A 10,755-nucleotide genomic window follows, 5' to 3' on the forward strand; every position below is an offset into this window, starting at 1 on the left:
GTGCGGGTGGCCCAGCGTCTCCTGGCCATGGCTGCCGCCATCTGGCACAACAACAAGACCGGCGCACCCGTCACCCGGTCACTGATCGCCTACGACCACTGACCGGGATTCGGAACTACTCGTCTAGTCTGGGTAGCCATAGGACCAGCGTATGAGGGCGGTCTTGAAGAAATGCGACAGCAGCCGCGACGGGACAGCCGGGGCATCCTGGACCCGGCCCGGCTGCTGCGGCAGGTCCGCTTCCGCCGGCACCTGCCCGCCGTCGCGCTCCGCCCGTTGGTCGAGCACTACTGGTTGATCGACTGGGAGCTGACCGAACCGTTCGTGCAGCACGTCGTGCCGCACCCCGCGGTCAACGTGGTCTTCCGGCGGGACGGGGCCGGGCCCGAGCGGGCCGAGGTGGCCGGGGTCGGGTTGGAACTCTTCTCGATCACGCTGCGCGGCACCGGGCGGGTCAGCGGCGTGCAGTTCCGGCCGGGCGGCTTCCATCCCTTCTGGCGCCGGCCGGTCGCCGAACTCACCGGCCGGCGTTGGCCGTTCGCCGACCTCGCCGATCGTTGGCCACCCGCCGCGGCCGGCGGGCCGGCCGGGTCCGGCCGCTGCACGGGTACGGACGCCGAGCGCTGCCGCGCCCTGGACGACCTGCTCACCGGCTGGGCGCACGAACCGGACCCGGTCACCGAGGAGGTGATCTCGCTGGTCGAGGAGATCCGCACCGACCGGAGCCTGGTGCGGGTGGACGACTTCGCCGCCCGGCACGACGTCTCCACCCGGCGGCTGCAACGACTCTTCCTGGACCACGTCGGGGTGAGCCCGAAGTGGGTGATCCGGCGCTACCGGCTCCAGGAGGCCATCGAGCAGGCGGCCGGCGGGCCGCTCGACTGGGCGGCCCTCGCCGCCGACCTCGGCTACAGCGACCAGGCTCACCTGGTCCGCGAGTTCACCGCCGTCACCGGCGTCTCCCCCGCCGCCTACGCCCGCTCGGTCAGCTGACCGGCCCGGCACAGCCCGCCACCGATCCGCGACCGACGCTCCGCGACCGGATTGCCGACCGGACCGCGGACGAGGCGCGCGCGACGCGAGCCGGCAGCGCCAGGCCGGGTCAGCGGCGGCGCAGCGCCACCACGGCGACGTCGTCCTGGATCTCCGACGGGGCCAGCTGGACCAGCAGCCGCTGGCAGAACCGGTCCAGGTCGTCCTCGACCTCGGCGGCGCAGGCGGCCAGCGCGGCCAGGCCCTCGTCGATGGTGGCGTCCCGGCGCTCGATCAGCCCGTCGGTGTAGAAGACCAGGGTCGCCCCGGCCGGCAGCACGAACTCCAGGTCGGCCGGACGTTGCGCGCGGACCCCGAGCAGCGGGGCGTGGTGCTGTACGAACTCGACCTTGCCGTCGGCGACGAGCAGCGGCGGCAGGTGGCCGGCGCTGGCCAGCCGGACCCGTCCGGTGGGCGGGTGCAGCAGCAGCACGCAGATGGTGGCCAGCTCGTTCGGCAGCAGCGTCCGCATCAGCTCGTTGACCCGGTGCAGGATCTCGCCCGGCTGGTGCCCCTCCACCGCGTACGCCCGCACCGCGTGCCGCAGCTCGGCCATCACGGTCGCCGCGTGCAGCGAGTGGCCCGCCACGTCGCCGATCGCCAGCAGCAGGTGCCCGTCCAGCATGACCAGCTCGTAGAAGTCGCCGCCCACCTCGGTCCGCGCGCTCGCCGGCTCGTAGCGGACGGCCAGGTCGAGCCCGTTGACCTCGGGGATCCGCTGGGGCAGCAGGCTGCGCTGGAGGGTGACAGCGATCCGGTGCTCCTCGTCGAACGAGCGCTGCGCCTCCACCGCCGCGGCGACGGACTGGGCGAGCTGCACCAGCACCGGCGTGCGGTGGGTCTGGGTGCTGGTGGGCACCACGACGTAGAGCGGCGGCCGGTCGTCGCGCAGCCGGGCGGCGGCCACCGTCACGGTGTCCCCGGCCGGCCACCCGAGCAGGTCCCAGCCCGCCGGGTCCTGCACCCGGACCGTCGACCCGGTGGGCACCCCGGCGTCGTCCACGACCCACGGGACGATCACGGCCTCGGCGTCCGGTCCGGAGGCCACCCCGGCCAGGCAGTCGCCGTCGAAGGTCTCCGCCACCACCGCGGCCGGGCTCTTGAAGATCTGCGCGGCGCCGGCCGCCGCCTCTTCGAGCAGCCGGGTGAAGTTCTGTGCCGAGTGCACCGCCACGGTGGTGTCGGCCAGCCCGAGCAGCCGCTCGGCCAGGAACTCGGCCCGCTGCCGGGCCCGGTAGTAGCGCAGCACCGCGTGTGCGGTGGCGACCAGTTCCTCCGGCTCGATCGGCTCCGCCAGGTACGAGTCCGCGCCCCGGGTCAGGCCCTGCGCGCGGTCCAGCACGTCCACCGCGTGCGCGGACACGTGGATCACCGCCATCGCCGGGTGCGCGGCCTTGATCCGCTCGCAGACCTCGTAGCCGCTCAGGTCGGGCAGCCGTACGTCGAGCACCACCAGGTCGATCGGCTGGGCCTCGACCCGGGCCAGCGCCTCGCCGCCGTTCTCCGCCTCGAGCACCGTGAACCCGGCCCGGCTCAGCCAGCTGACCAGCAGGTACCGCTTGGTGCGACTGTCGTCGACCACCAGTACGGTCGCCGGACCGCCCTCCACCGTCACGCTCCGCCCACGGGCAGGGTGATGGTGAAGGTGCTGCCCCCGCCCGGCTCGCTGGCCAGCTCCAGAGTGCCGCCGAGCAGCGTCACCAACCGCCGGGCGTACGGCAGGCCGAGGCCGGTGCCGCCGACCCGGGTCGCGCCCGGCACCTGGTAGAACTCCTCGAAGATCCGCTCGTGCAGCTCCTCGGCGATGCCGGGCCCGGTGTCGGAGATCGACAGCAGCCAGCGGTCGCCCTGCCGTCCGGCTCGCAGCCGCACCTCGCCACGCTCGGTGAACTTGAGCCCGTTGTGCAGCAGGTTGCGCAGCACCTGGCCGAGCAGCACCTCGTCGGTGCGCAGCGTGGCCGGGATCGGCGGCTCCTCCACCACCAGCTCGACGTCCGGCCGGGTGGCCAGCGCCCGCAGCGTGCCGCGCAGCTGGCCGAAGACGGGTCGCAGGTCCACCTCGGTCCAGTCCGGCTCGATCCGGCCGGACTCCGCCTTGGCGAGGTCGAGCAGCTCGTTGACCAACGCGAGCAGGTCGGCCGCCGAGGAGCGGATCAGCCCGACCTGGCGGGCCTGTTCGGCGGTGAGCGGGTCGGACGCGGAGTCGGCCAGCAGCCGGCCCAGTCCCATGATCGCGGTGACCGGGGCGCGCAGCTCGTGGCTGACGTTGGCCAGGAACCGGCTCTTCGACTCGCTCGCCGCGCGCAGCTGGGCCGACTTCTCGTCCAGCTCGGCGTAGAGCGCCACCACGCCGCGGTTGGTCTCCTCCAGCTCCTCGGTGAGCTGGTTGTAGAGCGCCATCACACCGCGGTTGGTCTCCTGCAGCTCGTCGTTCAGCACCGCCAGCTCGTCGCGCTGGCTGCGTACCTCGTCCAGCGCGGCGATCAGCTGCTGGTTCTGCGCGGCGAGTTCGTCCACGGCGCTGCCCGGAGCGCTACGCGCGAGCTCGGTACGGATCTCGGCGAGACGCTCCGGCGTCAGCGTCGGGGCGGCGACCGGGACACGTCGGGACATCATCACGACCGTATCCCCCTTCCCGGTGACCACGCCCAACGTGTCCACCAGCCGCGCCACCGCTGCCGACTCCGGCTCGTACCGGCCGTCGGGTAGCGGGGTCACCGGGGCGAGGTCCACCCGCAGCTGGCGCCTACCGACATCGGCGTCGTCGGCCAGGTGGAACGTCACGTCGGCCCCACCGGAGGTACGCAGCAGGTCCCGCGCCACCTCGCTGAGCGCGGTGGCCAACCGGACCTGGTCCTGGTGCTCCAGCCCGACCGCGGCGGCCACCTCCCGGCCGCGCTGGCGCACCAGGAAGATGTCGTGCTCCACCCGCAGCGCCATCTGCAGCAGCGGCGCCGGGACGCTCACGACCACGCCCGGGCGACCAGGACGCAGGCGTCGTCGCGGCGGACGCCCGCGTCGCGGAGCAGCGTCGCGGCCATCACCAGCGGCGACCGCTCGGCGAGCCCGGGGTAGTCGGCGAGCTGCCAGCGGTCGGTCACCCCGTCGCTGTGCATGACCAGCAACGCGTCGGCATCGAAGGGGTAGTCGTACTCCCGCACCACCGGACGCTGGTGCCCGGCGATGCCGGGCAGCGAGACCAGGCCTCGACGCCGGCCGTCCCCGCCGACCACGCTCGCGGAGATGTTGCCGAGCCCGCTGTAGCGCAGCACGCCGGCCGCCGGATCCGGCTCGGCCACCGCGAGCGCGGCGCCCCGGGTGTGCGACATCGCCCCGTGCAGGTGCTGAACCACCGCGGCCGGCGGCCCGGGCGGAGCGGCGCGGAACGCGCCAAGGGCGGCGTCCGACGCGGCTGACGCCAGCGGACCGTGCCCCAGGCCGTCGCAGACGAGCACCTGGTGCCGGCCTTCGACGACCCGCGCGGCGAACGCGTCGCCGCTGACCGTCTCGCCGGTCAGCGGTCGGGTCAGGCCGCCGACCCACGGCCCCTCGGCGACCGGCTGACCAGGCCAGAGCTGCACGGCGAGCACCGTACCCCGGCCGGGCCGGGAGTAGCCGTCGAACCAGGTCGCCTGCCGGACGATCGCCCCGAGCCCGATGCCGAGGGTGCCGGTGGTGGAGTGCCCGTCGCGGGAGGAGAGGCTCAGGTCGGCCATCCCGGGCCCCGAGTCGACGGCGACCAGCTCCACGCCGGCCTCGCCTTCGCGACGCACCGGGCGGAGCAGCAGGTTTCCCTCGTCCGCGTGCTTGACCAGGTTGCTGGTCAGCTCGGCGGCCACGATGGCCAGGTCGGCGGTGTCGGCCTCGCTCATTCCCAACTGCCCGGCGAGGCGTTCGGCGGCCCGCCGTACGGTGCTGGCCGCGCTGCTGCTCTCCACCCGGAACCAGACGCCGCCGTCCGGGACCGCGTCCTCGGTCATCGGGACCATTTGGTGACCGTCACCCGGGTGCCCGCACCCGCCGCGGTCTGGATGTCGAACTCGTCGACCAGCCGGCGCGCGCCGCTGAGCCCGAGGCCCAGCCCACCGCCGGTGGTGTAGCCGTCGGTGAGCGCCAGGTCGAGGTCGACGATGCCCGGCCCGGAGTCGGCGAAGAGGATCCGGACACCCCGCCGGCGGCCGTTGTCCACCACGCTCACCTCGACCGAGCCGCCACCGCCGTAGACCAGGGTGTTGCGGGCCAGTTCGCTGGCCGCGGTGACCAGCTTGGTCTGGTCGACCAGGGAGAGCTTGGCGGCCACCGCCACCGTCCGGACCAGCTGCCGGACGCGCACCACGTCCTCGTCGCTCTGGATCGCCTGCGCCTGCGGGTGGCCCAGGTCGATGCCGGTGGTCATGCCGAGGCCGTCGTCTCGACGTCCGGTTCGTCGTCGAACTCGATCTCGGACTCGTCGGCCCGGGCGGCCGCGATCTGTTCCATGCCCCGTTCGACGTTGAGCGCCGTCCGGATGCCGTTCAGCGACAGGCCGAGTTCCACCAGCGTGATGGCCACCGCCGGCCGCATCCCGACGACCACCGTCTCGGCGTCCAGCACCTTGGAGATCGAGGCGATGGTGGAGAGCATCCGGCCGACGAACGAGTCGACGATGTCCAGCGCGGTGATGTCGATGATCACGCCGTGGCTGCCGGTGGCGACGATCCGCTCGGCCAGGTCCTCCTGGAGCTGGACCGCTGTCTGGTCGGACATGTCGACCTGGATGGAGACCAGCAGGATGTCGCCGATCTTGAGGATCGGCACCCGCTCCATCACGCCTCCCGGCGGAGCTGCCGGCGACCGGTCTCCACCCCGGTCAGCCGCAGGACGTGCCGCAGCGCGTCGGCCAGGCTGGCCTTGGTGGCGATGTCGCCGAACTCGATGCCGAGGGCAACGATGGTCTGCGCGATCTGCGGGCGGATGCCGGAGATGATGCAGTCGGCCCCCATCAGCCGGGCGGCCACCACGGTCTTCAGGATGTGCTGGGCGACCTGGGTGTCCACCGCCGGGACGCCGGTGATGTCGATGATCGCGTACGGCGAGCCGGTGTCGACCAGGGTCTGCAGCAGCCGCTCCATCACCACCTGGGCCCGGGCCGAGTCGAGCGTGCCGACCAGCGGCACGGCGACCACGCCCTCCCAGAGCTTCACCACCGGGGTGGAGAGCTCCAGCAGCTGCTCCGCCTGGTCGGCGATGAGGCTCTCCCGGGTGCGGACGAAGCTCTCGAAGGTGAACAGGCCCATCTGGTCGACCAGGCCGGAGAAGGCGACGTAGTCGCGCAGGCTCGCCGCGCCGCCGTTCGCCTCCATCAGTTCCAGCAGCACGTCCTTGAGCGCGAACACGCTGATCGCGGTCTCGGTGGCGGAGAAGCCCTGCCGGGCCCGGCCCCGGGACAGCTCGGCCAGCACGGCGCGCAGCTCGGCGGCATGCTCCGCCTCGAGGTCGAGGACCCCGTGACCACTCACGGTGACCATGCTCTGGTGCAGCTCCTGCACCTGCCGACGCAGCTCGGCCTGGCTGAGCCGACCGCGCAACGAACCGGCAATGATCTCGGTCCAGCGCTGTGTGACCCGCTCGGCGTGCTCGGTCAGCAGACCGGCCAGTCGACCGCTCTCCTCGGCGCTCAGCGCCATGGCAACCCCCCTAGACCTGGACCCGGCGGACTCTATCACCGCAACACCGTCAGCTACTTGCCGCACGGCAACGGTATGACCATCGGCACCGGATACCGGCTCCCGTTCTGCTACTCCTTGCCCGGTGGGATAACGTTCCACCGATAACAGGAGGTCTGGCGTATGTCCTTGACGGTGCACACGGAACAGCGCGGCGACGTGGTCGTCGTGTCGGTCGCGGGCGAGCTGGACATGGCGACCGCTCCGCAGCTGCAGGACCAGATCACCGACCTGCTCGACAAGGGCCGCAGCCGGCTGGTGTTCGACCTGGCGGAGGTCTCCTTCTGCGACTCCACCGGGCTGTCGGTCTTCGTCCGCGCCAAGAACAGCTGCGACGAGGCCGGTGGCGTGGTGCGGCTGGCCGCCCCGCAGCGGGGCGTGCTGCGCATCCTGGAGGTCAGCGGCCTGGTCGAGGTGCTGCACACCTACCCCACGGTCGAGCAGGCCGTCGCCGGCGACCCGACCCCGGCCTCCTCCTGAGCGTTCCGGCTCACGCCTCGTCCTCGATGTGTCGGGGACGGGCGATCACCATGCCCGCGCCGGTCTGCACCGCGAGCGCGACCAGCAGGAACCCGATCGGCGCGGTCCACCCGCCGGTCGCCTCGTAGAGGATGCCCACCAGCAGCGGGCCCAGGGCCGCGACGAGGTAGCCGACGCTCTGGCTGAACGCGGAGAGCGCCACCGTCCCCTCGGTGGTCCGGGCGCGCAGCCCGATGGTCGCCAGGATCATCGGGAAGGCGCTCTGCCCGATCGCGAGCAGCACCACCCAGAGCAGCGCCCCGTCGTGCGGCGCGACGGCCATCCCGACGTAGGCGAGAGCCATCGCGGCGGAGAGCGTCAGCACCAGCGGGTGCAGCGCGCGCAGCTGGCCGGCCAGGGTCGGCATGAGCAGCGCGATCGGCACGCCCAGCGCCGTCACCCCGGCGAGCAGCAGGCCGGCGTCCTGCGGGCGGTAGCCGGCGTCGCGGAAGAGCTGGGCCAGCCAGCCCATAATCGCGTACGCGCCCAGCGACTGCGTTCCGAAGTAGACAGCCATCGCCCAGCCGAGCCGGGTCCGTCCCGGCCGGATCCGGCTCGACCGGGGCGCCACCGCCGCCGGGGGCGCCGCCCGCCGGGCGGCCCGCGCCCGCAGCGCCAGCGGCACCCAGGGGAGCAGGGCCGCCAGGGCCAGCCCGGCCCAGACGGCGAGCCCGGCCCGCCAGGTGCCGAACGCGTGCGCCACCGGCACCGCCGCCGCGGCGGCCGCCGCCGCACCCACCGTCAACGTCATCGAGTACGCCCCGGTGACCAGCCCGATGCGGTGCGGGAAGTACTGCTTGACCAGGAGCGGAAGCAGGACGTTCGCCACCGCGATCCCGGCCAGCGCGAGGGCGCTGCCGGCGATGAAGACCAGCGCGGAGTCCGTGCCGACGCGGACCAGCTGGCCGGCGGCGAGGATGGTCATCGCCACCACCAGCACCCGGGCCGGGGAGTGCCGGCGGACCAGCCGAGGGGTGAGCGCCCCGAAGACGGCGAAGGCCACCGCGGGCAGGGTGGTCACCAGCCCGGCCAGCGCGCCGGAGAGGGCTAGGCCGTCGCGCACCTCGTCGAGCAGGGCGCCGAGGCTGGTGATGGCGGCCCGCAGGTTGAGCGCGACGAGCAGCATGCCGACGAGCACGAGCAGGCCACCGGCGACCGGGCCGACCGAGGCGGGGGTGGCGCCGGACGGTCCGGCGGGAGCCGTCGCATCCGCCGACGCGCCGGCCGGGGTGGGCAGGTCGTCCGGCCCGCCGATCGTCTCCCGGTCGGAACGCGGTGAGGCTCCGGCGTCGACGGCGGCGGTGGTTGGCGGGGTCATGCGTCCGAACCTACAATCATGGGATGAATTCCGGGCAGGAGTTGTAACCAGTGCCACCGCCGGTTGATTCCGCCACCGTGCCGCCCCGCGGGCACCGGGTCCGGCAGACCATCGCGCAGCTCAGGGAGCGGATCCTCGGCGGCGAGTGGCCGGTGGGCGGCCGGATTCCCACCGAGCCGCAGCTGGTCGCGGCGCTCGGGGTGGGGCGCAACACCGTCCGCGAGGCGGTCCGTGCCCTGGTGCACGCCGGGGTGCTGGAGTGCCGGCAGGGCTCCGGGACGTACGTGGTGTCCACCGACGAGCTGGCCCCGGTGGTGGCCCGCCGGCTCACCGACGACCGGATGGCCGAGGTGGTCGAGGTGCGCCGCGCCTTCGAGGTGGAGGCCGCCCGGCTCGCCGCGCTGCGGCGTACGCCCGCGGACCTGGCCGCGCTCGACGACGCGCTCGCCGCCCGCGAGGCGGCCTGGCGCGGCGGCCGGGTCGACGAGTTCGTGGAGGCCGACGCCGCGCTGCACAGCACGGTGGTCGCCGCCGCGCACAACGGCATGCTCGCCGAGCTGTACGCCTCGGTCGGCGCGGCCCTGCGCAGCACGGTCGCCCAGTCGATGGGCGACACGCTGGAGCCGGAGCGCCACGTCGACCACTCCCGGTTGGTCGAGGCGATCCGGGCCGGCGACCCGGCCCGGGCGGCCATCGAGGCCGGCGCTTTTCTGGAGCCCTCACCCGGGGCATAGGTTGTCCCGGACGGAAGACCGGACACCTCGGGAGTACGGATGCTCAAGGGCTTCAAAGACTTCATCATGCGCGGAAACGTCATCGACCTGGCGGTCGGTGTCGTCATCGGCGCCGCGTTCACGGGCGTGGTCACCCAGCTCACCAAGTCGTTCCTGGAACCGCTGATCCGGGTCTTCGTGCTGCTGATCACCGGCAGCGACAAGGGCCTGGCCGGGACCGCGCCGGACTTCCGGGGCATCCCCTTCGACTGGATCGCCTTCGTCAACGCGGTGATCACCTTCCTGCTCACCGCGGCGGCGCTGTACTTCCTGGTGGTCTACCCGATGAACAGGCTGGCCGAGCGGCGCAAGCGGGGCGAGGAGCCGCCGCCCTCGGCGCCGAGCGAGGAGATCAAGCTGCTCACCGAGATCCGCGACGCGCTGGTCGCCGCCGGCCGCCAGACGCCCGGTCAGCAGCGCGGCGCGCTCGACGACGTGCTCAGCCGGCGGCCGGAACCGCCCACCGCGCGCTGAATCCGGCATCCGCACATCGGCCCCCATGGGAATCCCGTGGGGGCCGCACATTCTCGTACGTGTGTTCGATAGAGTCCCGCCATGGAGCAACGAAAGCACTGGTGGAACGGGAAATGGGGGCGACTGGCCCGGCGGGACGTCTTCCTCCGGGTGGACGCCGACCGCTGGTACGTCGAGCAGCGCGCCGGCGGCGCCGAGGGGATCTCCCAGTTCTACGAGTACGCCAGTGCCGACGAGGCCGAGGAGACGGTCCGGGCGCTGCTCGACGGGACGGACGCCTGGCGGGAACTCTCCCCCCGGCCGCCCGGCGGCTGGTCGACGGGGGCCTGACCGGGGCGGCGACAGCGCGGCGTGACCGGGCCGGCGTGGGCGGGCGTGAGCGGGGTGGCGTCGGCGCGCGTGAGCGGGGCGGCGTTTAGCGGCGCGCCGGCCCGGGAACCGCGCCACAATGAACCAGCAGGGCACCGGGCAGCAGCCGACCATCTCCAGGGTCACCACCGGAATGCGGGTGATCGACGCCGCCGGCACCGAGGTCGGCACCGTGGACCTGGTCCAGCGGGGCGACCCGAACGCGGTGACCGTGCAGGCGCCGACCGCCGACCCGGGCAGCAGCCTGGACGAGCTGATCGAGTCGACAGCGGTCGAGGAGCCGGACGTACCGGCCGACCTGGCGGCCCGGCTGCTGCACAGCGGCTACCTGAAGGTCTCCACCGACCTGGTCCGCACCGGCGCGGTCTACGTGCTGGCCGACCAGATCGCCGCGATCGCCGACGACCGCGTCCGCCTCACCGTCCCCGCCACCGACCTACCCCCGGAGGAGTGACGCCGGCTCACCAGCCCTGGAAGATCGTCTGCGGCTGGGCAGGGCCGGAAGGGGTGCTGGCACCTGCTGAGCGTCAGACGATCTCGGTGGCCGGCGCGGCCGGCGCCGGGG

General features: G+C 73.3%; 13 protein-coding genes and 1 pseudogene. 7 read left to right on the forward strand and 7 right to left on the reverse strand.

All coding sequences use genetic code 11. The features are described from left to right. Together DLJ47_RS24640 and DLJ47_RS24645 are read left to right on the forward strand one after the other, a co-directional pair. Positions 1–102: pseudogene (locus tag DLJ47_RS24640) on the forward strand (IS982 family transposase); the annotation flags it as partial. A gap of 69 nt (positions 103–171) precedes the next feature. Beyond that, complete coding sequence (locus tag DLJ47_RS24645; RefSeq protein ID WP_109903224.1) at positions 172–993, forward strand: helix-turn-helix domain-containing protein; 822 nt, start codon at positions 172–174, stop codon at positions 991–993. A gap of 109 nt (positions 994–1,102) precedes the next feature. Here DLJ47_RS24645 and DLJ47_RS24650 read toward each other — a convergent pair whose 3' ends face one another. From DLJ47_RS24650 to DLJ47_RS24675, 6 genes are read right to left on the reverse strand one after another with little or no spacing between them, the layout of a single operon-like run. After that, entirely contained in the window at positions 1,103–2,641 is a 1,539-nt protein-coding gene (locus DLJ47_RS24650; protein ID WP_109903226.1) for a SpoIIE family protein phosphatase, read from the reverse strand. Between the two features lie 2 nt (positions 2,642–2,643). Next, the gene (locus tag DLJ47_RS24655) at positions 2,644–3,972 is read right to left on the reverse strand and encodes an ATP-binding protein (protein ID WP_109903242.1); all 1,329 of its coding nucleotides are present in this window, start codon (positions 3,970–3,972) and stop codon (positions 2,644–2,646) included. 23 nt (positions 3,973–3,995) lie between these two features. After that, positions 3,996–5,012 (reverse strand): ATP-binding SpoIIE family protein phosphatase, encoded by a 1,017-nt coding sequence (locus DLJ47_RS24660; protein WP_109903244.1) that lies wholly within the window; start codon positions 5,010–5,012, stop codon positions 3,996–3,998. Continuing rightward, positions 5,009–5,428: an ATP-binding protein gene (locus DLJ47_RS24665; protein WP_109903228.1), complete on the reverse strand. Its 420-nt coding sequence runs from the start codon at positions 5,426–5,428 to the stop codon at positions 5,009–5,011. The genes DLJ47_RS24660 and DLJ47_RS24665 overlap by 4 nt, the downstream gene beginning before the upstream one ends. Then, the gene (locus DLJ47_RS24670) at positions 5,425–5,838 is read right to left on the reverse strand and encodes an STAS domain-containing protein (RefSeq protein ID WP_109903230.1); all 414 of its coding nucleotides are present in this window, start codon (positions 5,836–5,838) and stop codon (positions 5,425–5,427) included. The genes DLJ47_RS24665 and DLJ47_RS24670 overlap by 4 nt, the downstream gene beginning before the upstream one ends. Continuing rightward, positions 5,838–6,698 carry an STAS domain-containing protein gene (locus DLJ47_RS24675; RefSeq protein WP_109903232.1) on the reverse strand — a complete coding sequence of 287 codons (861 nt, stop codon included), beginning with the start codon at positions 6,696–6,698 and terminating at the stop codon, positions 5,838–5,840. Before DLJ47_RS24675 ends, DLJ47_RS24670 begins: the two co-directional genes overlap by 1 nt. 162 nt (positions 6,699–6,860) lie before the next feature. Here DLJ47_RS24675 and DLJ47_RS24680 point away from each other — a divergent pair, with 162 nt between their 5' ends. Further along, positions 6,861–7,217, forward strand: coding sequence for an STAS domain-containing protein (locus DLJ47_RS24680; RefSeq protein WP_088642031.1), 357 nt, complete (start codon positions 6,861–6,863; stop codon positions 7,215–7,217). Positions 7,218–7,227: 10 nt separating this feature from the next. Here the strand turns inward: DLJ47_RS24680 and DLJ47_RS24685 are convergent, their stop codons facing one another. Next, the gene (locus tag DLJ47_RS24685) at positions 7,228–8,574 is read right to left on the reverse strand and encodes an MFS transporter (protein WP_109903234.1); all 1,347 of its coding nucleotides are present in this window, start codon (positions 8,572–8,574) and stop codon (positions 7,228–7,230) included. A 50-nt stretch (positions 8,575–8,624) separates the two neighbouring features. Between DLJ47_RS24685 and DLJ47_RS24690 the strand changes: the two genes are divergently transcribed. The 4 genes from DLJ47_RS24690 to DLJ47_RS24705 all read left to right on the forward strand — a co-directional run bounded on the left by DLJ47_RS24690 (position 8,625) and on the right by DLJ47_RS24705 (position 10,644). Next, on the forward strand, positions 8,625–9,308 hold the full coding sequence (locus DLJ47_RS24690; RefSeq protein WP_109903236.1) for a FadR/GntR family transcriptional regulator: 684 nt from the start codon (positions 8,625–8,627) through the stop codon (positions 9,306–9,308). 39 nt (positions 9,309–9,347) lie between these two features. After that, positions 9,348–9,821 carry a large conductance mechanosensitive channel protein MscL gene (gene mscL, locus DLJ47_RS24695; protein ID WP_109903238.1) on the forward strand — a complete coding sequence of 158 codons (474 nt, stop codon included), beginning with the start codon at positions 9,348–9,350 and terminating at the stop codon, positions 9,819–9,821. 81 nt (positions 9,822–9,902) lie between these two features. Further along, positions 9,903–10,151 (forward strand): hypothetical protein, encoded by a 249-nt coding sequence (locus DLJ47_RS24700; RefSeq protein WP_109903240.1) that lies wholly within the window; start codon positions 9,903–9,905, stop codon positions 10,149–10,151. Positions 10,152–10,269: 118 nt separating this feature from the next. Continuing rightward, positions 10,270–10,644, forward strand: coding sequence for a hypothetical protein (locus DLJ47_RS24705; RefSeq protein ID WP_088996949.1), 375 nt, complete (start codon positions 10,270–10,272; stop codon positions 10,642–10,644). Positions 10,645–10,755 lie beyond the last annotated feature (111 nt).

The organism is Micromonospora sp. S4605 (assembly GCF_003176715.1).
GTDB lineage: Bacteria > Actinomycetota > Actinomycetes > Mycobacteriales > Micromonosporaceae > Micromonospora > Micromonospora echinaurantiaca.

What these genes read in the sequence shown, in the direction of transcription:
- DLJ47_RS24645 (WP_109903224.1), top strand. Translation starts at nt 172, where the DNA reads ATGCGACAGCAGCCGCGACGGGACAGCCGGGGCATCCTGGACCCGGCC.
- DLJ47_RS24655 (WP_109903242.1), bottom strand. Translation starts at nt 3,972, where the DNA reads ATGGCGCTGCGGGTGGAGCACGACATCTTCCTGGTGCGCCAGCGCGGC.
- DLJ47_RS24660 (WP_109903244.1), bottom strand. Translation starts at nt 5,012, where the DNA reads ATGACCGAGGACGCGGTCCCGGACGGCGGCGTCTGGTTCCGGGTGGAG.
- DLJ47_RS24665 (WP_109903228.1), bottom strand. Translation starts at nt 5,428, where the DNA reads ATGACCACCGGCATCGACCTGGGCCACCCGCAGGCGCAGGCGATCCAG.
- DLJ47_RS24670 (WP_109903230.1), bottom strand. Translation starts at nt 5,838, where the DNA reads ATGGAGCGGGTGCCGATCCTCAAGATCGGCGACATCCTGCTGGTCTCC.
- DLJ47_RS24675 (WP_109903232.1), bottom strand. Translation starts at nt 6,698, where the DNA reads ATGGCGCTGAGCGCCGAGGAGAGCGGTCGACTGGCCGGTCTGCTGACC.
- DLJ47_RS24680 (WP_088642031.1), top strand. Translation starts at nt 6,861, where the DNA reads ATGTCCTTGACGGTGCACACGGAACAGCGCGGCGACGTGGTCGTCGTG.
- DLJ47_RS24685 (WP_109903234.1), bottom strand. Translation starts at nt 8,574, where the DNA reads ATGACCCCGCCAACCACCGCCGCCGTCGACGCCGGAGCCTCACCGCGT.
- mscL (WP_109903238.1), top strand. Translation starts at nt 9,348, where the DNA reads ATGCTCAAGGGCTTCAAAGACTTCATCATGCGCGGAAACGTCATCGAC.
- DLJ47_RS24700 (WP_109903240.1), top strand. Translation starts at nt 9,903, where the DNA reads ATGGAGCAACGAAAGCACTGGTGGAACGGGAAATGGGGGCGACTGGCC.
- DLJ47_RS24705 (WP_088996949.1), top strand. Translation starts at nt 10,270, where the DNA reads ATGAACCAGCAGGGCACCGGGCAGCAGCCGACCATCTCCAGGGTCACC.